Here is a 23,101-nt window from a genome sequence, read left to right on the forward strand (position 1 = left end):
CTACCCCAATCGGCCGAGCACGGCGCTCACCACGAGGAAGAGCACGACGACCACCGTCGTCGCCATCACCGCGGACATGGCCCACCCCGAGCCCTGCGCTTCGTCGGCGGGGTCGTCCTCCTGCGGAGCCTCGGGAACGAACGCCAGCGACCGGGCCGGTTCCTCGCGCACCGGCCAGTGGTCGTCGTGCCGCGGCGCCGGTCGGGGTGCGCTTCCGGTAGATGGCTTGGGAAGCAACAGAACACCCGCGTCGCGCAGCACCACGTGCGCGACGGGCTCCTTCTCCGACAGCTCGCTCCAGAACTCCAGCACCGAGGCCAGGAACGCGGCGGGCAGCGGCCCGGAAGTGGTCTTCTCGAGGTGCTGGGTCCCGGCGATGACGACCGCCTCCTTCACCCGGCTGGAGCCGGCCGTCGTGATGAGCTTGACGAGCCACGCCGCGGGCTCCGACTCGCCGAAGGTGTTGTGCGCGAGCACGATCTTGAGCACCTGGATCCTGCTCTCGACGTTGTCGGGCACCGCCATCAGCACGTTGGCGCCCGTCGGGGTCACCTCGTTCATGCGCCCCACGACCAACCTGATCGCCTCGACCGGATCGCCCGCCCGCAGGAACTGCTGGTGCGCGTCGGTGATCCGGCCGTTCTGGATCAGAGCAGCCGCGATGTCCTTGACGGGCAACGGGAAGATGGACGGGTCGTTCGGTGCGACGCCGAGGTTCACCAGCCAGCTCCGCCAGTGCTGCACGAGATCGGGTGTGCCGAGCGGCTTGCCGGGCGCGACCACGTGGTCGCGCACGAACCGCTGGATCTCCTCCTGCCCCTGGTAACGCGCACGGAGGAGGTCGGCGAGCAACGTGTGCCACCTGCCGTCGACGGCGTGCGCGGGCGGGAAGAGCGCTGGGTTCTGCCCGTGCCCGGCCCGCAGCTGCGCGTGCATCAACCCGTCGAACAGCAGCTCCTCCAGCCACTGCGGCGGGTTGCGGAGCAGTTCGCTGATCGCGGAGCCGCTCTGCTGGGCCGCCCAGCGCACGACCATGTCCGGGTTGGTGCCGTTGCGCAGCCGCGGGTCGTGCACGTGCACCAGGCCCGCGATGTCCGCCTCGGTGATGCCCAGCTCCTCGGCGATGATCAGGTCCAGCAACGCCCGCATCGACGCCGAACCGCGGTGCGCCGGGGTACGGCGCCCGGCTGCGGCGAGCTGCGCCAGCCACCCGAGCGCCTCGTCCGCGCGGCGCGGAAGGGACTCCGGCAGCTCGTCACGATCCGGCTCCAGCCAGCGCGCGACCCGGCGGGCGCTCAGGTTGTCCGACTGCTCGGCGGGCCACTGCCCGGTGACGCTCGGACGCTTGTCCAGCACCGGCGTGCTCAGCGGGAACGTCATCCAGATGTGCTCGCCCACCACCGCGCTCGGCAACGCCGTGACGAGGCGGCCGATCACGGCCGCGACCTCGGCGGGGGAGCCGGCCACCGCGACGCGTCTGCGGCGTTCGGCCAGCGCCGTGAGCGGACCCAGCAGCACGGACGGTTCCACCTCGGGCAGGGAGACGGGGCGCGGTTCGTGACCGAGCCTGCCGTCCTGGCCCACCAGCGCGACGCCGTACGCCCACACCTCGGCGGGATCCACCGCGGCGGGCGCGAACAGGAACTGGCAGCTGCCCGCCCGCCCGAACGCGCCACCCCGGCCCTGCACGGTGAAGCACCAGTGCGGACCGTGGTCCTCGACGTCGACCTTCTGCAGTCCCCACACCGGGAACCGGTCGTTGTCGCGCGCGTCCTCCGGCGGCTGGTGCACGACGTCGTCCTGAAGGTCGTGCGCCGCCCTCACGAACGCGGGCGCGGGCGCCGTGCCCCGCCGCGAATCGGTGTACAGCGCGAAGCCGCCACCGGCATGGTCACCCCACTCAACGACGACGTGTTCGGTCACGGCCGCATCCTCCGGAGCAGGCAGAGCAGCAACTGGGACAGTGCCGCTGATCTCTCGTCGACATCGGGGAAGACCGCGCTCGCGTCCTGCGGCTCGATCAGCTCGCTCGTCGCGGCGACCCGGACGGGCGCGTGCTCCAACGGGGAGCACAGGAAGAACCGGACGTCGCGCCACTTCTGCCCGAGCATCGACTCGACGCGTTGCTCGAACCCGAGCGCGAACGCGATGCCGCACCCCAGCGCGGACATCACCAGGTCCCTGGTGCGCAGCACCGCCGACTGGTACGGGGTGAGCGCGCCCGCGATGTGCGAGTCCAGCGACGGCAACAGGATCCGGCTCGCGGGCAGCACCGACGAGTGCTCACCCTCGCGCACCTGGATCACCGCGCCGCCACCGACGTGCACCAGGTTCCACCACGCGTCGGGGTTCGCGTGGTGTTCCACGATCGCCGTGGCGAACTGCCGCACGGTCGCCTCGAACAGGTTCGGCTCGTGCCGCGTCCGGTCGATCGGGTCGAGGATCGAGTGCAGGGCCGCGTCCTCGACCATCCTGCGGTCCGGCCCGCTGAACCGGACCGCGAGCTCCGCGAGGTACCGCGCGGCACCCTTGACGATCGCCCCCGGCGCGCCGAGTTCGTCGAGCCTCTTGCCCCGCCGCAACCCCAGGTGGACGAGGTCCATCTTGGTGATGCACACCAGCACGTGCTGCCGGGCCCCGATGTTGGCGGCGAACGCGCCCGCCTCCTGCGCGAGCGTGCCCGCGACCCGGCGCTGCACCGCGTTGCGCTGGTTCAGCACGCCGCGCAGGTCGTTGTTCACGCTCTCACCCGGCCGGACGCTGGCCGCGATCGTCTCCTCGGCGGTGTCCTCGGGCATGAACGCGGCGAACGGCTTCGCGATCGCCGGGTCGATCACCCAGGTGAGGGTGCCGTAGTTGCGCAGCAGCCGCTGGTGGTAGTCGTCCTCCAGCGCCGACTTCGCGAACTGCTCACCCGCGAGGTCGGCGATCGCGACGAGCACCCGCCTGCCGCCGATCTGGTACCGGCACAGGATCGGCTGGCGGATCCGCCGTCCCCACGACGACCGGTCGAGGTGGCCCTCACCGCCGAGCTTCTCCTGCAGTTCCAGGAGAGCGGGCACGACGTCGGGGGAGATGTTGGCGCTGAGGAAGTGGAACGGCACCGTGGTGCGCAGCACCGTCGGCCCGAGCGGGAGCCCCTTCTCCTCGGTCTCGCGGTAGTTCTGGAGCAGCACCTGCAACGGCGTGTCCTCCAGCCAGTCCACGGTGAGGCTGTTGACCTGCATCGGCCGGTCCGGCGAGGTGATGTGCGGCAGGCCGCTCACCGACAGCTGCTGGTGCAGGGTGCGCAGGACCAGGTAGCTCTTGCCGGCCGCCACACCGCCGATCGTGGCGGCCACGTCGAAGTCGTCGACCGTCCACTCCGTACCGACGCTCTCGCCGGTCATCCTGATGTGGTCGAGGAAGACGTGCCCGTCACCGCACATCCGGTAGACCCAGCCGGGCCGGGACCGGTGGTAGCCCTTCGACTGCGACTCGACGGCGTTGTCGAACGAGCTGAGCCGCCACTCCATCGCGCCGCGCTCGGTGCCGCACACCTCCAGCAGGAGGCTCGGCCGTCGCCAGGCACCGTCCTCGGCGTGCGACGGCGGCACACCCAGGTCGTCGTCGCACGCGGGACATCGCTTGAGCTGGTTGAGGTTGTGGGACCACGTCATTCGCGTCTTCCGTTCACAGCAGGGCCAGCAGGACGAACAACATCAGCAGCAGCACCGTGACCGGCAGCAGGACGATCCGGGCGAACGCCCTGCCGCAGGTCGCTCCCGCCGCCGCGGCCCGCTCGAGATAGCCGTGCACGTGCGGCTCGGCCTCCCGCCGCGCGACCGTCGCGGTCGGCTCCTCCCACAGCACCCAGTCGCCGATCACGTGCCGGATCGACTCGTCGAAGTCCGGCGGCGGGCACACCTTTCGCACCGCGTCGCGCAACGCACCGGGCAGCGTCTCCTCGTAGCGCACGACATCACCTCCCCATCAACAGGCCGAACAGCAGGATCAGCGGGATGGCCATCGGCAGCAGGCCGCGCACCGCGACCTCCCGCCAGTACGCGTGCCGTGCCACGGACATCTGGTGCCGCTGCACCGCCGCGGCGACCGCCGGGACGCGGTTCTTGTGCCCTGTCGCGTCGGCTCGCACCTCCGCGCGGATCTCGTCCACGTGCCGCGCGTGCCTGCCGACCGGGGGCAGCGGTTCGTCCTCGGGTCGATCGTCCTTTGTGGATGGACGGGCTCGGATGAGCGACTGGAGCTCGTCGATCCACTTGGTCGCGCTCCACTCGTCGCCGCCCAGCGCGCTCGGCTGGAACGGCGCCGCGAGCATCCTGGCGAACGGCCGCCAGTGCTCCGGCCAGTAGGCCGCGAGCGCACCCGCCACGACGTCCGGCGAGTCGACCGTGCGCCTGCCGTCGTCGTCCTGCGTGAGCATCGGCGCGACCCGGTCCTCGCCCGCGACGGCGGTGAGCACGACCAGCGCGAAGCCGAACCGGTCGTGCTCGCGCAGGTCGATCTCCTGCCGTTCCCTGCCGGGCGCCCGCATGCGGTGCCGCTGGTAGAGCACCTCCGGCGAGGCGTAGGCGGCGCTGAACCTCAGCTCGGGCAACTGCGCGGTGGCACGCGCCACCGAGTCGCCGTCGATCAGCACGTACCCGCTGCGGTTGTTCGCGGTGAGGTAGCGGCAGACGTTCGCCGGCTTGATGTCGCAGTGCGCGATGTCCCGTTTGTGCATCGCGTCCAGGCCGATGGCGAGTGTGCGCAGCTCGGGCAGTTGCTCGACGCCCGGCGCGACCGTGCGCATGTCCGCCCTGGGCCAGCCGACCGGCGTCAGCAGCGGTGACACCACCAGGACGAAACAGGCGGGCTGCGGCCGGTCGGCGACGCCGAACCACGCGGACAGCCGGTTCTCCGGATCGGACACCACCTCGTGTTCCGGCATCGAGAGATCCGTCGCCTGCGGTGGTCCGGTCAGGCCGGTCCGGCCGGACAGCACGTGCACCGGCGTGATCACCCACGGCGGTGCCTGCGCGGTGCCGCCGACCGAGGCGTTGACCTGCTCGATGAGCACGGCCTGGGTGCGCAGGTACCGGCGCAGCTGGGCGGCGTGCTGCGGGGTCGCGCAGCGGTACATCTTGACGTGCCAACGGTTCGCGGGCCGGTCCTGCTCGGTGGCCACGGAGTAGAGCACCTGCGTCACCAGGTGCCGCATCGGCCGTTCCGGGCTGCTCGACGGCACCGGGAAGAGCCGTTCCTCCGGCTTGGTCGCGGTGGACGGCGGTTCGATCAGCAGGATCCGGCCCGTCTCGTGCACGGTGGGGTGCGGTGAGCCGTCCAGGTGGTCGGGTTCGCCTGGCACGCTCGGCTGGCCGACCAGCCAGTCCTGGAGCTCGTAGTCGAGCGTGCAGCCTTCGCCGGTGTTGACGTCGGTGAAGGTGATCCGGCCGCGGCGGCCGACGACGTGCGGGCTCTGGTCGGTGATCAGCAGGTGGTCGTCGGCGGACACCGCGATGTGCGGGCCGTGCGGGAACCGGCGCAGCTCCAGGTCCCCGTTGTGGAAGCGGAAGTCCAGCAGCCTGCCCGACGGCACGGCGAGCATCGAGCGGGGGAGCACCACGCCGGGCCCGTAGTCGTCCCTGGCGTGCGGGCGGCCGAACGGCAGCCACTTCGGGCTCGCCGACAGCACGAACTCGAACCGCAGGGCGCCCCAGCTCAGCACCAGCAGCTCGGACTGGTCGTCGTCGTCGAACTCCGGCGGCGGCTCGGAGACCTCGTCCCTGCCGGTCTCCGCCGCGTCGCAGCGCACCTCGCAGCCGCGCGGCACGCTCGGGTCGACGGTGAACGTGACCCTGGTGCGGATGTCGCGGTGGCCGCCGCGCACGTCGAGGAGCGACTCGCGGATCTTCGCGCGGACCGGGTCGGACAGCGGGCGCGAGGTCGCGATCCGGATCTTGACCAGCCACACGCCGTTCGCCGGGGCCTTCTGGCGCACCAGGAACTCGTGGAACCTCGTGGTGGCCTCGATCCGCGCCGCCTCTTCGAAGCGGGGGTCGATGTCGGCGGTCATCCGCGCACCTCCGTGACCTTGTCGATCGCCTGCTGCGCCAGCAGGCGGACTCGCGCGGCGCCGGCCTTCTCGTCGCCCGTCTCGACGGCGACGGCGAACGACACCGGCCCCTTCGGGGTCGGCATGGCGCCGACGAGCCACGCGATCTGCCGGACGAACTGTCCCGCCGGCGTCGCCACGTCGTCCTCGACCAGCACGTGCGTGCCGGTCTTCACCCACAGCTCTCGTCCATCCACTGTGGACAGTTCGGCCGCGGTGCCGGTGGTGGCGGTGGCGGACAAAGCGAGTCGAAGCTGTTCGGCCTGCGCGGGTTCGAGGACCTCGCGCGTCTCGCCGGTGACCGGGCGGTGCTCGCCGCCGTTCGGATCGGTGACCGAGGTGACCAGCGACGGCTGGACCGTCGTGCCGTTGTTGGCGACCGCGGCCATGACCGCGGCCATCTGCAATGGCGTGCCCTCGACCGCGCCGCCGCCGAGCACCGGGTTGCCGATGTCTGAGGCCGCGAGGCCGTGCGGCACAACGGAGTCGACCCCCGCGACCACCCCGGCGAGCCACGCGTGCCCCGGCTCGGACCCGGCGAGCGAGAACCCGAACGCCTTCGCCGTGTCCTCGATGCTCTGCCACCCGATCTTGCCCGCGAGCTGGACGAACGCGGTGTTGCAGGAGACCGCGAGCGCCTGGGTCAGCGAGATCTGCCCGTCGGAGGTCGTGCCGGGGCAGGCGACCTTGTCGTAGTTGTTGATCCGCTGGCCTCCGAGTTGCAGGAACAGCGGCGCCGGGATCAGGTCCTGGGCGGTCGTGCCCGGCTGGCGCAGGTACGCCGCCGCGACGACCACCTTGAACGTGGAGCCGAGTCCGTACCGGTTGCCGAGCGCCCGGTTGACCGTCGGACCCGGCAGCGTCACGCCCTCCAGACCGCCCACGTAGGCACGCAGACCCGCCTGCTCCTCGGGTGAACGCGGGCCGGGGTCCGTGCGCAGGCCCCAGCGAACGCAGTTCGTTCGTTCCTCGGCGGTCGGCTGTGCCGTGTCGCAGGGGCGCGTCTCGTCCGGAGTGCCGTCCGACCTGGGGTGGTAGTACGTCCGGTGCGCGGCGAGGAAGTTCTCCATCTCCTGCGTGACCGTGATGCCGGGGGTGGCGCGGGCGGTCTCGGTCGGCGCGCTGGCCGACGTGAGCACGTGCCCGGAGCGCGCGTCCAGCACGACCAGTCCGCCGGCGAGCGGGCCGACGCCTTGTGTCGGTGTCCGCAGCGCCGTCGCCATGGCGGCCTGAAGTACCGGGTCGACGGACAGCTCGACCGAACCCGGTGTCGCGGGCGCCGCCGGGCCGACGCGTTCGCCGAGCGACGTGCCGGATCCGCTCGACAGCGCGTCGTTCAACGCACTGCCGTCGACGATCCCGGCGAGATCGGCCAGCGTGACGGTGGGTTGCCCCACCGGTGCCCAGGTCGGGTCCGCGCCCTTGCGCACGTACTGCACCTTGCCGCCGACGACGAGTTCGACCGACGTGCGCGCGTTCGCGATCCGGTCGGTCGAACACCGCTCGGCGTCGACCACGGCCGACGTCGTGGCGCAGAAGGGCCGGTTCTCCGCGAGACCGGTGTAGGGCCAGACCGTGACGCCCCACGCGAGCATCAGACAGGTCAGGAAAGCCAGCAGCGAGGGGGAGAGACTCAGGCTCAGCGCCTGTTTCGGTCTTGGTTGCGGCTGGGGTCGCGGTTCCGACCGGTAGTGCAGCGCGACCGCGATGATCACGCCGAGGCCGAGCGCCACCGTCGACTGCACGCCGTAGGACAGGAACGGCGCGGTGATGCCCGAGTGCGGCACGGCGTTGACCGTCGCGGCCAGCACGAAGAGGAACTGCACCAGCACCATGCCCGCGAACCCGCCGATGAACAGCCGTTCCGGCGAGGCCGCCTTGCCCGTGGTGCGCGACAGCTTCGCGAGCGCCGAGGCCAGCAGCGCCAGCAACGCGCTGAGCAACAGCACCACGAAACCGCCGAGCTTGCTCCAGATCACCGCGAGCACGAGGTCGGAACTGCCCGCGGGCAACCCACGTGAGGTCGTGTCGGCGAGCCCGCGACCCCACATACCGCCGTCGGCGATGGTGGCGAGCGACTGCGCGATCTGCGAGTTCGTGCTGGCGAAGCCACCGGCGAGCGTCTCCCGGCACGCCGCCGTGCCCGCGGGAACCGCGGGTGCCACCGCGCCCTCCGGAGCGTCCACACAGGACTGAGCCCAGTTGTAGACCCACGGGTTGCGCTGCGTCTCCCAGCGCGTCGTGATGTACGAGGTGCTCAACATGACGAGAAAACCCAGCGCCGCCAGCGCGAGCAGCGGCACGACCGCCGGCTTGACGAACGTCCACGCGGTCTGGGTAGCGGCCACCGACCGCTTCGCCCCGCGCTGCCCGCTCACGTACAGCGACTTCGACACCTCGGCGCGGACCACGAGCCACACCATGGTCACGGTCGCCGCGAACACGGGGATCAACGGCCCGATGTCGGACTTGAGCGTGCTGGCGACGCCGACCACGCCGAACAACGCGAACGGGTACAGCAGATGCCGCCGTGCCTTGATCGCGAGCTTCGGATCGGTCTTCGCGTTCCGCAGCCGGTCGCGCTCGATCCGGAACCCGTAAGCGTGGTCCGCCAGCATCATCGCGAGCACCGCGAGATAAACGATCTTCCCGTACTCCGGCGTGGCGATCCCGGCCAGCGTGAGCTGCCCGTCGCCCAGCAACGGCGCCGCGAACAGCAGAAAGACCACGACCAGCCCGCCGGCGTGCCACCGGTCGTGCCGCGGCCGCTCGAACCGAATCCGCCCAGGCCGAACCTTCAACGCCAGCAGCCCCAACGCCGCCGCGAGCACCGCGGCAGGCAACAGAACCTTGGTCAGCGCAGCCGTCGGCGCATCCCCTGCGAGCGCACCGAGAAACCCGACGGCCGGATCGCGCACGACCTCCAGCCGCACGGTCAGCAACAACCCGAAAAGAACCAGCACCCCCGTCGTCAGCAACACCGCCAACGCCGGCCCGGACACCACTTCGTCCCCGCGCCGCCCATGCGCCGCCCGCAACAGATGCAGCCCGCAGGCCACCGCGACCAGCACGAGCACCAGCACCGCAAGAGACCAATGCGTGGTCCGGAACCCGGTGCCGAACCAGAACCCCAGCCACAACAACCCGAAGGGCCACCACAGGCTGGGCACGCCACCACGCACCAGCACCGCGGGCACGGTGAAGAACTGCCCCGGCTGCGGCGAACCGGCCGCACCGATCGCGGCCGAGGGCCTGCTGGTCAGGAACCGCAGCCCGTTGCCGACGGCCAGCGCCAGCCCGAGCAGCACGAACAGCCGGCTGAAACCTGCCGTCCCGCCGAAAAACATCGACAAGTACGCGGAGAGGCCGTTACTCATCGCCGCTGCAGCCCTCCGATTCCTGAACAGGGGTTATTGCTGAATGGGGAGACACGGCGATCCACGCTCCCCTCGAACCACATTGCTGATCGGCCTGTTGCCGATCCGCGTTACGGCACCAGGAAACATTCTTGGTTCACTCACTTGGAGTCGTAACGCGGCGTCGTACGTCGCCGATGATGACGGCCCAACCGCCGTTCCGGATATTCCCGGCGACTTAGACTCGACATTCTTCTGCGCGTCAAAAGGCCTTTGAGCGCCGCTTATTGGCGACTCCTATGGCCTCGTTGGCCCGGCGGAGTTCGTTGTGCCGCAACGAGTCGACGTCACAGCAGGGACCGCAGGTGCCGGCTGACGAGAGGGTCGGCTGGGTTCCGGGTCATCCCGACAGATTGCGCGCCAACAGAACGCGCCTTCGGGTTCGTTGTCAGAAGGTGGACAATTTCCTCCCTGTCGACAGGTCGTTGCCAGTGCGACGCCGAGGGCGGCCTCCGCACGCTGCTTGAACGCACTGTCCCCCGTCCTTGTTGCACCCGAAGTTCAACTCATTCGGGTGACGGCGCGCAGGTTGGTGAGCGTGCTGTCGTCAGGGTCTGCCGAGTTCCGCGGAAATGCGGTTCCGGCACGCGCACGTGATCAGCGAAGCGTGGCAAGCCTCAGCCGGCGGTGACGCGGAAGATGGGCCAGCCGATCTCGGTGCGCCACTGTGCGGGCGAGGCGGTGTCGCGTGGACCGACGAGGTAGGTCTCGTGAATCGGCCCGACGACGGTGAGCGCATGCTCGACCACCCACGCGCCGAGGCGGCCGTAGGTGACGTCGATGCTGTCGTGAGATCCAGTGTGGACGGTCACCGCGAGATCCACGGCAGGCAGTTCGAGGACGTCGATCCGGCCAGATCGACGAGGCCGGCGTACGGGCCGGAGAACAGACATCCGGCCAGAGCCTTCAGCGAACAACTCGTTGTCGTAGCGGCCACCGGGCGGCCCGGTCCGTTCGGCCGGCGGGTAGGCCGCATCGAGCTCCGCCATGGCCGCGTCGTACCACGCCACCACATGTTCGAGCTCCACGTCGCCGGTGATGGCCGCGACCGTGCGAGCGGGCACCGTCCGCAACTCGACCTCGAACTGACCGCCGTGGTCAGGACTCAGGAGCTTCCGGAGGGAGACCACGGCGGCCTGGGTGCGGTTCAGGGACTCCTCGAGCCGACGCAGATGATCTGCGACCAGGTCCGCGCGCCGGTGCGGATCATCGGTGGCGAGAATGGACTTCACCTCGGCCAAAGGCACGTCGAGCTGACGCAGCTGATGAATGACCTGTGCGGGCGGAATCTGCGCGGCCGTGTAGTACCGGTAGCCGGTGCCCGCGTCGACCGTGGCGGGTTCGAGCAGACCAGCCTCGTGGTACCGGCGCAGCGTGCGCACGCTCAAGTGAGTCAGCGCGGCGAACTGCCCGATGGTGAGTCCCTCTCGCATGGTGCCAGTGTCCCCTCATCCAGCGAGAGAGCCGGGTGACTTGACCCTCTCCCCGGGGGAGACCGCACAGTCGGGGAATGAGCGAAGCCGATCGGACCAAGGGCATCCCGCCGGAACACCTGCCCGCAGCGGTCTCCAACTACCTGTCCGCGCACCGCGTCAACGACGTGGACAAGGCAATCACGTCGTTCACCGCCGACGCCGAGGTGACCGACGACGGCCGCACGCATAACGGCATCGACGAGATCCGGACCTGGCTGGCCCACGCGGCGACCGAGTACACCTACTCCACGGAACTGCGCGCCGTCACGCAAATCAGCGACCTGCACTATGACGTCGTTCAACACTTGGAAGGCAATTTCCCCGGCGGGGTGATCGACCTGCACTACCGGTTCGTGCTGCGGGACGCCTCGATCGCTAGGCTGGCCATCGAGCCTTGACCGCAGGTCGGCGCGGTTCCGTTCAGGTCCATTGAGGACCGTTCCGGCACGTTCAACGCTCCCAAGGCTCATCGCCTCTGACTCGGCGGATGCCGGCGGTCCTGCGGCGATCAGACCGCTGAGGTTCTACAGCCCCGCGGGGTGCGCGGAGAGCCAGTCGGTGTGCCGCGAGCGCAGTTGGTCGCGTTCGGCGCTCGTGGTGAGGATGACGTCGGCGCCGCCGTCGTACGGGCAGTAGATCCGTTGCAGGCCGGTATCGGTGATCAGCACTCCCGCGGTGGCGTCGTCAGCGACGGCACGCAGCAGTGCGTCGATGCGGCCGCGTTCCCATGGGATCTGGCTGACGTACACGTGCGTGTAGATCGGATCGTCCGGATCCGGATCTGTGTGGATCGAAGTCCAGTGATGGGCCCCTGGGTGCCACTGTGTCCGTTCGTGCGGGCGTTCGGGCGGCACCGGGGTCCCGGACCAGTCCGATGTGGCGACGTAGACGTCAATGCCTGCGAACAGTTCGTCGAGGACAGTGTTGTAGCGGTCCAGCACGATCGCCCACTCGTCCTCGGTGTCCGGGTAGCGCTTGGACTCCGGCAGGCTGTGGAAACGCACCCATCGGTCCCGCTCACAGCGCAGTTCGTGGCCGATGGGCGGGCAGTCCGGCCATCGTTTCTCCCATCGGCGCAGCAGTTCTTCGTCGGGCATTGGGACACGCTATCCCGCCGACCGTCGCCCGCTCATCAGGTTTACGCCCAGAACTGGGCCATCGCGCGGCGACCGCCGGCCGCATCAGCAGTCATTCCTTGTTGTCGGATCTGCATGACGAGGCCACTCACCTCACAGCGGCATGAGCGGATGGTCGGGTGTAGGCCTGGCAGGCGGTGCAGCACCGGTGCGGTGAACGGCTACTCCTGGCGTGATGACGGCCAGCGGCTCGCGAAACGCAGCAGCGCTGCGTGGAGCACGACAGTCGAGCAACTCCCTGTTGGAACTGCGATTGCCGGTGAGGTGATCGGGCGGCAGCACTTTGAGATCTTCATCTGCATCGACGGCTTACCTGATGCCGTCGGCTTGGCCCGGATCACCGCGATGCCCCGCGACGCTGGACTTCCGCAGCAGTCGGCATGCGGCACGATGATCTGGTGTTGGTTCAGGTGGAGAGGGTCGTCCGTTCTTCGGATGATGTTGTGCTGGCCTACGTGCGGACTTCGGTCGGGTTGGTGGTAGCCCGCTGGTGCGGGGAGCTGGAGGCGACGCCGGGCGCGCACCACGTTGAATGGGAACTGGACGAGGAGTTCCGGTGGGGACTCAACTGCTCGGAGGTCGAGGTCGGGGAACCCCTTGTGCGCGAGAACGAGCGTGGGATCTTCGTCCAGGGCCAGCTGGGCCTTGAAGCAGCTGATCAGGGATCGGCATTTGCGCACCTGGAGTTCGCCGACGCGTTGATCCTTCTCGGGCACATCAACGGCCTGCCCGAAGGAATGGCTGGTTCATGGGTCGAACTTCACCTTCCACACGAGAAGGTCAAGGTCTACCCATACCTGGCGTGATCAGTCACCGCCTGGCCTGTCCGATCATCGGCAAGACAGTGCGTCCGGTGTCAGGTTGCGGAGGCCATGTACGCAGCCGGGATGTAGTTCGGGTGTCGATCACAGCATGTGTGGATGCATCCGCGGTAGCCGTACCACCGATACCTCGGACAGCCTGAGCAGCCGTCGGGTTGCGCAGTGCCGGTCCATGCGCACGCTTCGCAGGTTGAGCAGGATCGGGCCGCCCGACGACGAACTCGCGCCGGCGACCAACCGGCCTGAGCACCGTTTTAACGGTCGTCTCAGGTCCGCTCGGTATGAACTAGGCATCGCCGGGCGACGCGGTGTCGGCCTCGGCGGCACGGCCGAACTCGCTGCGGCTACGGCGGCACGGTCAGCGCCGGCCCCGCACCGGACGGCGGCTGGACCGTCCACGCGACCCTGAAAGGCAGCCGTTCATGATCTCTGTGCTCGTGGTGGACGCCCAGCCGCTGCAGCGCTTCGGGTTTCGCATGCTGCTGGAGAGCACCCCCGACACCAAGATCGTCGGCGAGGCCGAGAGCGGCGCCGAGGCCGTTCGGCGGACCACCGAGCTGCAACCCGACGTGGTGCTGATGGACATCCGCATGCCGGGCGTCGACGGGATCGAGGCCACCCGGCGCATCGTCGCCGCAGGTGGGCGTTCGCGAATCCTTGTGCTGACGACGTTCGACGTGGACCGGTACGCGTTCGCCGTGCTGCGAGCCGGGGCGAGCGGTTTCCTGCTCAAGGACACCCGCCCGGAGGAACTGCTCGCCGGCATCCGGGCCGTCGCCGCCGGGGACGCGGTGATCGCGCCGGTGCTGACTCGGCGGCTGCTCGACACGTTCGCCGACCAACTCGACGATGACCTCTGCGAGACCGTGCGGAAGGATGCCCGGCTGGACTCCCTGACCGGCCGCGAGCGCGAGATCCTCGTCGCCATCGGCCACGGCCTCACCAACGGCGAGATCGCGCACCGGTTCACGCTGTCGGAGTCGACGGTGAAGACCCACGTCGGGCGGGTTCTCGCCAAGATCGGCGCGCGGGACCGGATCCAGGCCGTCATCCTCGCCTACGACCTGAGACTCACCCGGCCGATTTAGCGCTTCGTCAGGAATTGAAGACGACATCATCGTTGCCGGTCATCGCCTACCGAACAGGACTGGTCAGCCCAACCACGTGGCCTCGATCTCGTTCGCGGCATCGGAGCACCGCTCACGCACACCCGGCCACGGTGTCTGACTGATCCGCCGGAGCTCCGAAGATCAGGCGAGCACGACCTGGCCCTCAACGACCTTGATCGGGATTTTGATCAGCGGTGCGGGTGCCGGCCCTCCGGTCACCTGTCCGTTCTCGTCGTAGGTGGCGCCGTGGCATGGGCACCGGAATCCAGGGCCGACGTAGGAGACCGGGCAGCCCTGATGACTGCAGGTGGCGTTGAACGCCAGGAAGGTGTCCGGCGCCGGGCGCAGGAGATGGGCGGGCGTCCCGTTCGGCATCGTGAAGCTCTTCGACGAGCCGACGACGATGTCGTCGACCGCAGCGATCACCGCGCCGTGGGTCACCGAGTCCGCAGGCGGGCCGGCAGGGCGCCGGGCGAGCGCCAGCACGCTGCCCGCGGTGACTCCGGCAGCGGTCGCCGCCCCCGCGATCAGACCGCTCCGCAGCACGGTGCGCCGCTCGACGTCGTCCTGCACTGTCCCGTCTTCGCCCGGCGTGGGGTGCACTGGCAGGCCGAGCCCGTGCCGCACTTTCGCACGCAGCCGGGCACTCAGTGACAACACCCCGGCGTCGCCCACGATCAGCAACGGGGTCCAGGCGAAGGCGAACACGATGTCGGCCCCGACGTAGTACGGCCGAGTCGTCCAGCTCACCGTCAGGAAGAAGCCGAGCGAGAGGAGGACACCGCCGAGTGCGGCGAGCCGGGTGAACAGCCCGAGCAGGGTGGCGAGCCCGACCGCGATCTCCCCGAAAGCGATCGCCAGCCCGGCGACGGTCGCGTGGTCGGCGGCCAGCGAGACCAGCGGGCCGATCGGGGAGGTCGCGGCGGCGTTCACCATCTGCGCGTGGACACCGAGTGGCGAGGTGCCATCCAAGTAGTGCGTGTCGAGGAGCTTGGAGAGACCGGCGTAGGAGAAGGTGCCACCGAGAAAAGCACGCAGCGGCAGCAGTACCCAGACCGGCGACCGCCTCGGGGAATCCAAACGCAACCGGGTCATGTCGTGGCCGAGGACATCATCTGGCTCGCACACATCTCGTCGTCGGAGCCGTCGCCCCAGACCACATGGCGCGGCGGGAGCTTGCTCAACTGGAGCATGTGCATGTGTCCCAACGCCGAGTGCACCGTCGTGGGATGCGATACCTCAATGAGTTCACGCACGTTCGACCCTTACGTCAGGACTTGCGGGGGGAGACCGTCATGATGCCCGTGCACATCTCGTCGCTGGTGCCGTCGCCCCACACCACGTAGCGAGGCGGCAGCTTGCTCAGCTGCGGCAACCGTTTGCGCAACCCCGCGTCGTGCGTGCACGTCACCCGCAGCGTGTCCTCCGGGCCGATCTCCACCGGTGACGGCATCTTCAGCAGCCGTTGGTTGTCGAAGTCGAACTGCGGCACGTCCAGCACGACCTTGGCGTTCGGCGTACCTGGGTTGAGTTCGACCTTGATGGCCCGCCCGAGCAGGTGCATGTGGCCGAAGCCGGCGAACAGCGTCATCGGCTCCGGCACCTTGTGGTCGCAGGTCTGGGTGTTGCCTGGCTTCGGCGCGCTCTGGCCGCACTCCTCCAGCTGCTCGTCCGCGGTGCCGCCGACCTCCGGCCCGAACCGCTTCGTCACGTCCGCGATCGAGGCTGCCCGGTCACAGAGCGGACCCGACTCGTCGGGGGCGCAGGGCAGATCGGTCGGCGCGTCGAGCGGCCATGTCACGAATTCCCGGGTCTGTGGCGTGCCGTCCGTCAGCCGCAGCCGCACCGCCGAGCGGTCGGACCCGGCCGGTTTGCCGTCGGTCGCGAGCAGGTTGTAGTGGAGCTGGAGGACGATCAGGCTGCCCGGCTCCAGCTTGAAGCCGGCGTCCTCGGTGAACAGCGTCTCCGCGGCGCCCGGTGCCCAGGTGTCCACCCACGCCGCTTCCCCCTCTTCCACTTCGGCGCCGGCCACACCGGTCCCGCCGAAACACTGCCAGCCGAGGCCGGGGGTCTTCGCGTCCTGCTCGTGCACGGCGGCGGCGCCACCTGGCGGCACCGCGTACACGATGGCGTGGTGCGCGATGGCGACGTTCTCAGGCGTGACCTGGGTCCCGGTCAGGAACGCCGCCTTGGTCAGGCCCGGATCGATCACCTGGCACCGGTACTCGTCCGTGCCGCCGCCCTCCGGCGGCGCGGGCGTGTAGGCCTCGGCCATCTTCAGGTCGACGAACCGCTCGCCGGCGCGCAACGGCTGCGTTGGAGCCGGCGGTTGACCCGCGTGCGCGTTGTGCGGAACGGGCGCCGCGCCGCCGCCGGCGTTCGACCCGCAGGCGACGACAGCGAACGCCGTTGCCAGCGCCACGGTGGTCGCCCCGAACCTCCACAGTGGACTTTCAGTTCTCGTCATGGTCTCAACGCTAGGACGAAATCCGTCCCGTTTCGTCGTACCTCGGTCGTCACTTCGGGAGGGAGGCGGTACGACGGTACTACTCCGTTGGGTCCTCTTAGGACTGCCGACGGGCCTGAGCACCGCGTTAACGGTCCTCTCAGATTCGCTCGGTAGGAAGTCGGCGCCAGACAGGCGAAGCAACACGTATGGAGGAGGCTGGTAATGGCAGTCAACGCAGCGCCGTCCGGGAGAACACCGGCCGGTCGGTTGGCAGGCCGGTGGGTGCCGTGGTTGGTGATCGGCTTGTGGTTGGTGCTGACGGTGGTCATGGGGCCGTTGAGCGGAAAGCTGAGTTCGGTCACCACCGACAGCGCCGCGGACACCCTGCCGGCCAGTGCCGAGTCCACCAAGGTCGCGGTGCTGGAGGACAGTCTCCCTGGCGGGGACGACAACACGTTCGTCTTCGTGTACCACCGCGCCAGCGGCATCACCGACGCCGACCGCGCGATGGTCGAGCGCCACTACAACACCCTTGCCACGCGGTACCCGCCGAAGGTGGTGGCCCCGACCGGTGAGGACGACGAGGGCCCGCAGACAAGCCCCTCCAGCGACGGCAAGGCGATGATGTTCACCCTCGACGTGAGCACGACCTACGGCGCACCGGAGGCCATCGTCGGCCCGTTGCGCGACGCCGCGAAGGACCGCCCCGCCGGCCTGGAACTCGACGTCACCGGCCCGGCCGCGGTCGACGGCGACATGGACGCCGTCTTCGACGGCATCGACCTGCAGGTCCTCCTCACCACCATCGTCGTCGTCACGCTCCTGCTCATCATCACCTACCGCAGCCCGGTGTTGTGGCTCATCCCGCTGGTGGCCGTGGGCGCGGCCGCCTTGACCTCGATGGCGACCGTTTACTTGCTCGTCAAGGGCTTCGGCATCGTGGTCAACGACCAGAACTCGGCGCTGCTGACGATCCTGGTGTTCGGTGTCGGCACGGACTACGCGCTGTTGCTCATCGCCCGATACCGGGAAGCGTTGCACCACCACGAGAACGTCCGGGTCGCGATGATCCACGCGCTGCGCGGTGCGGCGCCGGCCATCATCGCGTCCGCGGCCACCGTGATCGCCGGCCTGCTCTGCCTGCTCGTCGCGGACCTCAACAGCACCAGCGGGTTGGGCCCGATCGGCGCGGCCGGCATCCTGTGCGCGCTGGTGGCCATGCTGACGCTGTTCCCGGCGCTGCTGGTGGTCCTCGGCAGGCGGATCTTCTGGCCGGCCATCCCGCGGTTCAGCACGGCCGTGGTGGAGAAGCCGGGGCTGTGGGTCCGGCTCGGCGCCGCCATCAACCGCCGCCGGTGGGTGGCGACGCTCGGCTCGCTCGGCGTCCTGGGCGTGCTCGCCCTCGGGCTGACCGGCAACACCGGTGCCCTGCGGGAGCAGGACCAGTTCGTGTCCGCGCCGGAGTCGGTCACCGGCTTCACCGTTCTCCGCCAGCACTTCCCGGAGCTCGGCGGCCAGCCGATGACGATCTTCACGCGGCCTGCGCACCAGGAGCGGGTGCTCGACGTCGTCAAGGGCACTCCCGGCGTGGCAGTGGCCATCCCGGGTCAGACCAGCGGTGGCTGGGCCGACATCTCCGTGTTCCCGACGGACGCGCCGGACACCGCCGCGGAGTACGACACGATCAAGCGGGTGCGCACCGCCGTGCACGCGGTGAGCGGGGCCGAGGCGATGGTCGGTGGGCCGAGCGCGGAGAACCTCGACACCGAGGTGACCGCCAGCCAGGACGAGAAGCTGGTGATCCCGTTGGTGCTCGCCGTCGTCCTGATCGTCCTCGCGCTGCTGCTCCGGGCGATCGTGGCGCCGCTGATCCTGATGGCCACCGTGGTCGTCTCGTTCGCGGCGGCCTTCGGCGGCAGCGTGTTCGTCTTCGACACGATCCTCGGGTTCAAGGGCATCGACTACTCGGTGCCGCTGCTGGCGTTCCTGTTCCTGGTGGCGCTCGGCGTCGACTACAACATCTTCCTGGCCAGCCGGGCGCGGGAGGAGACCGCGCGTCTGGGCACCAGAGAGGGCATGCTCAAAGCCCTCTCCGCCACCGGTGGCGTCATCACCTCGGCAGGCCTGGTCCTGGCGGCCACGTTCGCGGTCCTCACCACGCTTCCGCTGGTGATGCTGATCGAGGTCGGGTTCCTGGTCGCCTTCGGCGTGCTGCTCGACGCCCTGCTGGTGCGGTCGGTCCTGGTGCCCGCCCTCACCCTGCTGATCGGCCGGCGGATGTGGTGGCCGAGCCGGCTGTCCCGGCCGGTGGAGCCGCCGGACGGTCAACGGCCGCGCGCCGACGACGAGGAGCCCGCGCTGCAACGGTGAGCACGGACGAGATCCGGGACGGGCCCCGTGCCCGTCCCGGATCAGCGCACCGCGGTGTCCTCCCCGGCGGTGAGCCGCGCGATCGGGACGGCCGGAAGGTCGACCCGAAGCAACGCGCCACCGCGTGCGGAGCGGCCCACGGTGGCCCGGCCGCCGTGGGCGTCGACGACCCGCTGCACGATCGACAGCCCCAGACCGGATCCCGGCAACGCCCTGGCGCTGTCGGCACGGTAGAACCGGTCGAACACCCGCGGTACGTCGGCGGCGTCGATGCCCGGCCCGGCGTCGTCGACCTCGAGCACCGCCGACGCGTCCTGGGCACGGAGCCGGACCTGGACCGGCTGGTCCGCGGGGGACCACTTACCGGCGTTGTCGATGAGGTTGAGCACCGCCCGTTGGAGCGCAGCGGGACGCCCGCTCACCCACACGGAGGTCACGTCGAGCGCGACCTCGATGTCGGGCACGCGGGAACACGCCTGGGTCGCGGCGGCCACCACCACGTCGGCGAGGTCGAGCAGTTCGGTGCTCTCGTCGCTGACGTCACCGCGCGCCAGGTCGGTCAGCTCGGCGGCAAGGGTGCTCAACTCGACCACCTGGGCGCCGAGATCGTTGAGCAGCCGGGTCCGGCTCTCCGAGGGCAGTGCGCTGTCCAGGATGCCGCGCCGATCGAGCCGGATCAGCAGTTCGATGTTGAGGCGCAGGCTGGTGAGCGGGGTCTTGAGCTCGTGGGCGGCGTCCTCGGCGAGCAGCCGCTGGGCCTGCCGGGAGTCCCGGAGCGCGGCGAGCATGTCGTTGATCGACTGGATCAGCTGCCGGATCTCCCCACCGCCCTCATCCGGGATGTCGGCGTCGAGATCCCGGGTGTGCGCGACACGTACCGCGGCGGCGGTCAGCCGGTCGATCGGTGCCAGCCCGGTCCGCGCCACGGCCCGCCCGACGAGGGCGCCGCAGACCACGCAGAACAGCCCGATCAGCAGCATACCCAACCCGAACCGGTTGATCGGGGTGTCGTCGGCGGCGCGGGCGACCTGGACCGCGCCGCCGCCTGCCCGCAGCGTGTAGATGAGGTAGCCGTCGTCGTCGCTGTCGCCCGACTCCATCAGGTCGGCCGACGCGCCCTGCGCCACGCGCCCGGCGTGCTCGCTGACCGGGGGCAGCGCGGGTTGACCGACCGGCGTCCGGATCGAGCCGTCGGGCAGGATGACCCGCACCAGCCGACCGGCTCCGGGATACGGCGGTAGCTGGACCTGCGCCAGACCGGCGCGCTCCGCGTTCGCCGCCAGGGCGCGGGAGTCGGCGCGCAGCTGGTCCTCCGCGGTAGCTCGCAGCTCCCAGTCCAGCAGCTCGCTGGCCACCTGGAACGCCATGAACACGCTGGCCGCGATGGCCGTCGCCGCGATCACCGTCAGCCTGGTCCGCAGGGACCGCCGACGCCACCAGCGGGTCAGCCGCCGCGAGCCCCGGCCCGCGGGCCTGTTCACGGAGGAGTCTCCCGCAACGTGTACCCCAAGCCGCGCCGCGTGTAGATCAATCGCGGCTCACCCTCGGCCTCCATCTTGCGGCGCAGGTAGCTCACGTACACCTGGAGGTTGTTGGAGGTGACGCTCATGTCGAAGCCCCAGATCGCCCCGAACAGCTCGCCTCGGGTCAACACGCGGGTCGCGTTGCGCACGAGGACCTCCAGCAGGAAGAACTCGGTCCGCGTCAGGCGGAGCGGCCGCCCGCCCCGCCACGCCTCGAACCTGTCGGGATCGACCCGGACGTCGGCGAACGTCAGGATCTGCGACTCGTCGTCGCCCGGCGCGCGACGGCGCAGCAGCGCCCGGACCCTGGCCAGCAACTCCTCGGTGGCGAACGGCTTGGGCAGGTAGTCGTCGGCGCCCGCGTCCAGCCCCGCGACCCGGTCGGAGACCTGATCCCGGGCGGTCAGCATCAGCACCGGCAGATCCCGACCCGCTGCCCGCAACCGCCGGCAGGTCTCCACCCCACCGAGGCGGGGCATCATCACGTCGAGGATCAGCAGATCCGGCTCTTCGCCGTCGACCCCGTCGAGCACGGCGAGACCGTTGGCGACGGTGCTGGTGTCGTAACCCTCGACCTGGAGCACCCGCTCCAGCGACTCGCGGATGGCCGCCTCGTCATCCGCGATCATGATCCGCACGCCGGCCCGCCCCTTCCAGTCGATGCTTTTGCCGCTCATGGTCCCCGATCAACCTGAGGCCAGGGTTAGAGCGTCACCGCTGTGGCCACGGCTGTAGTGGGCTGGACCAGCCACGCTTGCCGCAGCTGTCGATCTTGGCGGATGACACCGCAGTAGGCGACGCAGCGGCCGCAGGTCGACATGCCGGAAGAGGTCCGCGGTGGGAGCTCGAGTACCGGCTCGCCCAGACCCGTGCACGGGTCGCGGCAGGGTCGAGGCATGGGGCCGGACTGGTACTGCGACGAGGTAATCCCAGGCAAGTGAAGATCGAGGTACTCGCACAGACCGAGAACACGCTCGCGTTCCGCCCACCTCTGCCCAGCTTCGATCGAGGATCACCCCGGCCACGTGCGGCGGGTTCGGCCACGCGGTGAACGGGCTGCCCGCGACCGTCGCCTGGCCGTGGTCCGGCCGGGTCAGCCCGGTGATCATGCGCAATGTCGACGACCCTGCGTCCCTCGTGCGCCTTGGTCAGCCCCACGCTGTCAGCACGCACTCACCGTAGCGGTAGTCACTGTCCGTCGTAGGCTGAATCGTCGTGTCGCGCCCCTGCTCGAAACCTTCGGGCGAATGGTCTTGCGCGGTGAAGGCCGGGTGGCGAGGCCGAGGCGTCAGTGGGCTTGCTGGAAGGCCAGGTGCAGCCGGGCAGAGATCTCGTCGGCCACCTCGGCCGGGTGAGCGAGCAGCGTGGTGAACGGCACCATGTCCGCGGGAAGAACCCTGACATGCGGTGCGACGCGAGAGCTGCCCGCGTGTCGCCTGGGTGTGTGGGCGTCGTCCTCGGTGAGTCCGGCCACTGGCTCCAGTCCCGCGGCCAGCGCTACCGAGGCGGGCGTGGGGAGATCCGGGATCTCCGCCAGCAGCCGCAGCGCCTGTTCGATTCGCTCGGCCAGGTCGTCGCGGTCGAGCATCGAGCCGAGGTGGTCGTTGGGAAGGGGCGACCACGTCGTGCGCTGGCCAGTGCGATGCACCGCGAGCCCGCTGTGGCCGTACGGGCTCGGTGCCGAACGCACCCAGACGACCTGGCTCGTGACGGCGGTGGTCAGCTGGTCGGTGCCCTTGAACAGCAGGCGCGCCCTGCCATGAGCAGGAAGCATGTCGCGCAGGAGGTCCAGCCCGTGGTCTTCCAGTCGTCCGAAGTCGTCCACCGGCACGATGTGGAGCTCCACCGCGCAGCGTTCGACAGCGGATCTGCTGCCGGTGAGATCCGTGCGCCAGTTGACGTCCACGGGCCTGAGGAGGCTGCTCCACGCAATGGCTTTGGGAGGGAGGGATTTCCGCTCGCTCGGCAGCAGTACCTGGGTCACGACGGCGATGGTGAACGCGGCGGCGTTCCTGGCGGCGACGGACCGCCAGCCCTTGGCGTCGGTCTTGTGCTTGTCGCCGTCCGCCTTGTCGCTGATGCCGCGGACGGTCAGGAACGGGGTGCGGTTCAGCTGTGCGGCTTTCGCGGACCCCGCGCTTTCCAGTTCGACGGCGGCGGCGTCCCCGTAGGTCCGGCGCAGGTGCTCGGCCAGGGCCGTGTCCCGGGAGTTGATCACCACTTCGCCGGCCGCGATCGGGCGGAAGTGCACGGCCGGCGCGTCAGGTAGTCCAGCGTGCCAGGAGTCGTCCCGGCTCACGGCGCGGGCGATCTCCTCGAGCTCGTGATCCGCGTCCCAGGCCTGGGGCCGGGCGGAGAAGCCCGCGCTCTCCTCGAAACCGCCGTGATAGGCGTACACCTTGGTGCCGACGACCACCGCGCCGAGATCCAGGTCGTCGTGCAGCGCACCGGCGATTCCGGCGAAGAACACCGCGCGTGGCTGGAACCTCGAGATCGCGCGTTCGGCCAGCGCCGCCGCGGACTGGTTGCCGACACCGACCAGCGCCAGGACGACTCGCCCCGCGCGGCCCCGGATCGACCCCGTCGCGAACCGGGTGCCGGCGGCGTGGCCCTGCACCTCCGGGGACTCGATCAGGTCCCGCACCGCGATGTACTCGGGCTCCAGGGCGGTCAGCACCAGAACTGTGTCTGTCGGTTCCGTCGTCACC

The 23,101-nt window shown here is 69.8% G+C and carries 17 protein-coding genes; 4 read left to right on the forward strand and 13 right to left on the reverse strand.

The genetic code is table 11. From position 1 onward, the window contains the following. The 6 genes from BM417_RS28240 to BM417_RS28265 form a co-directional block, all read right to left on the reverse strand. Nucleotides 1-1,923 (reverse strand): hypothetical protein, encoded by a 1,923-nt coding sequence (locus BM417_RS28240; protein ID WP_093600890.1) that lies wholly within the window; start codon nt 1,921-1,923, stop codon nt 1-3. Beyond that, nucleotides 1,920-3,659, reverse strand: a complete 1,740-nt coding sequence (locus BM417_RS28245) for a hypothetical protein (protein ID WP_093600892.1) — start codon at nt 3,657-3,659, stop codon at nt 1,920-1,922. The genes BM417_RS28240 and BM417_RS28245 overlap by 4 nt, the downstream gene beginning before the upstream one ends. A gap of 13 nt (nt 3,660-3,672) precedes the next feature. Beyond that, complete coding sequence (locus BM417_RS28250; RefSeq protein WP_093600894.1) at nt 3,673-3,957, reverse strand: hypothetical protein; 285 nt, start codon at nt 3,955-3,957, stop codon at nt 3,673-3,675. A 4-nt stretch (nt 3,958-3,961) separates the two neighbouring features. Then, on the reverse strand, nt 3,962-6,055 hold the full coding sequence (locus BM417_RS28255; RefSeq protein WP_093600896.1) for a protein kinase family protein: 2,094 nt from the start codon (nt 6,053-6,055) through the stop codon (nt 3,962-3,964). After that, complete coding sequence (locus BM417_RS28260) at nt 6,052-9,471, reverse strand: penicillin-binding transpeptidase domain-containing protein (protein ID WP_093600898.1); 3,420 nt, start codon at nt 9,469-9,471, stop codon at nt 6,052-6,054. The genes BM417_RS28255 and BM417_RS28260 overlap by 4 nt, the downstream gene beginning before the upstream one ends. Before the next feature lie 656 nt (nt 9,472-10,127). Continuing rightward, nucleotides 10,128-10,943 carry a MerR family transcriptional regulator gene (locus BM417_RS28265; protein ID WP_093600900.1) on the reverse strand — a complete coding sequence of 272 codons (816 nt, stop codon included), beginning with the start codon at nt 10,941-10,943 and terminating at the stop codon, nt 10,128-10,130. Between the two features lie 77 nt (nt 10,944-11,020). Between BM417_RS28265 and BM417_RS28270 the strand changes: the two genes are divergently transcribed. After that, the gene (locus tag BM417_RS28270) at nt 11,021-11,383 is read left to right on the forward strand and encodes a DUF4440 domain-containing protein (RefSeq protein ID WP_093600902.1); all 363 of its coding nucleotides are present in this window, start codon (nt 11,021-11,023) and stop codon (nt 11,381-11,383) included. Between the two features lie 126 nt (nt 11,384-11,509). On the opposite strand, the gene BM417_RS28275 is transcribed toward BM417_RS28270, so the two are convergent. Continuing rightward, the gene (locus BM417_RS28275) at nt 11,510-12,082 is read right to left on the reverse strand and encodes a DUF3885 domain-containing protein (protein WP_177320642.1); all 573 of its coding nucleotides are present in this window, start codon (nt 12,080-12,082) and stop codon (nt 11,510-11,512) included. A 437-nt stretch (nt 12,083-12,519) separates the two neighbouring features. On the opposite strand from BM417_RS28275, the gene BM417_RS47995 reads away from it, so the two are divergent. Both BM417_RS47995 and BM417_RS28290 read left to right on the forward strand, forming a co-directional pair. Next, nucleotides 12,520-12,927, forward strand: coding sequence for a hypothetical protein (locus BM417_RS47995; protein WP_177320643.1), 408 nt, complete (start codon nt 12,520-12,522; stop codon nt 12,925-12,927). 437 nt (nt 12,928-13,364) lie between these two features. After that, a complete protein-coding gene (locus BM417_RS28290; protein ID WP_093600906.1) occupies nt 13,365-14,030 on the forward strand; it encodes a response regulator in 666 nt (221 codons plus the stop codon). 162 nt (nt 14,031-14,192) lie between these two features. On the opposite strand, the gene BM417_RS28295 is transcribed toward BM417_RS28290, so the two are convergent. The 3 genes from BM417_RS28295 to BM417_RS48005 are packed head-to-tail and all read right to left on the reverse strand — an operon-like array spanning nt 14,193 to nt 16,518. Further along, complete coding sequence (locus BM417_RS28295; protein WP_093600908.1) at nt 14,193-15,146, reverse strand: Rieske 2Fe-2S domain-containing protein; 954 nt, start codon at nt 15,144-15,146, stop codon at nt 14,193-14,195. After that, entirely contained in the window at nt 15,143-15,307 is a 165-nt protein-coding gene (locus BM417_RS48000) for a hypothetical protein (protein WP_177320644.1), read from the reverse strand. The genes BM417_RS28295 and BM417_RS48000 overlap by 4 nt, the downstream gene beginning before the upstream one ends. Nucleotides 15,308-15,321: 14 nt before the next feature. Continuing rightward, a complete protein-coding gene (locus BM417_RS48005; RefSeq protein ID WP_093600910.1) occupies nt 15,322-16,518 on the reverse strand; it encodes a hypothetical protein in 1,197 nt (398 codons plus the stop codon). A 204-nt stretch (nt 16,519-16,722) separates the two neighbouring features. Between BM417_RS48005 and BM417_RS28305 the strand changes: the two genes are divergently transcribed. Next, entirely contained in the window at nt 16,723-18,870 is a 2,148-nt protein-coding gene (locus tag BM417_RS28305) for an MMPL family transporter (RefSeq protein ID WP_093600912.1), read from the forward strand. A gap of 41 nt (nt 18,871-18,911) precedes the next feature. Here BM417_RS28305 and BM417_RS28310 read toward each other — a convergent pair whose 3' ends face one another. The 3 genes from BM417_RS28310 to BM417_RS28320 form a co-directional block, all read right to left on the reverse strand. Next, nucleotides 18,912-20,351, reverse strand: a complete 1,440-nt coding sequence (locus tag BM417_RS28310) for a HAMP domain-containing sensor histidine kinase (RefSeq protein ID WP_093600914.1) — start codon at nt 20,349-20,351, stop codon at nt 18,912-18,914. After that, nucleotides 20,348-21,031 (reverse strand): response regulator transcription factor, encoded by a 684-nt coding sequence (locus tag BM417_RS28315; RefSeq protein WP_093601414.1) that lies wholly within the window; start codon nt 21,029-21,031, stop codon nt 20,348-20,350. The genes BM417_RS28310 and BM417_RS28315 overlap by 4 nt, the downstream gene beginning before the upstream one ends. 650 nt (nt 21,032-21,681) lie before the next feature. Then, nucleotides 21,682-23,100, reverse strand: a complete 1,419-nt coding sequence (locus BM417_RS28320) for a 5'-methylthioadenosine/S-adenosylhomocysteine nucleosidase (RefSeq protein WP_177320646.1) — start codon at nt 23,098-23,100, stop codon at nt 21,682-21,684. Nucleotide 23,101: the final 1 nt, after the last annotated feature.

This window comes from Lentzea waywayandensis, from assembly GCF_900115955.1.
In the GTDB taxonomy this organism is placed as follows: Bacteria; Actinomycetota; Actinomycetes; order Mycobacteriales; family Pseudonocardiaceae; genus Lentzea; species Lentzea waywayandensis.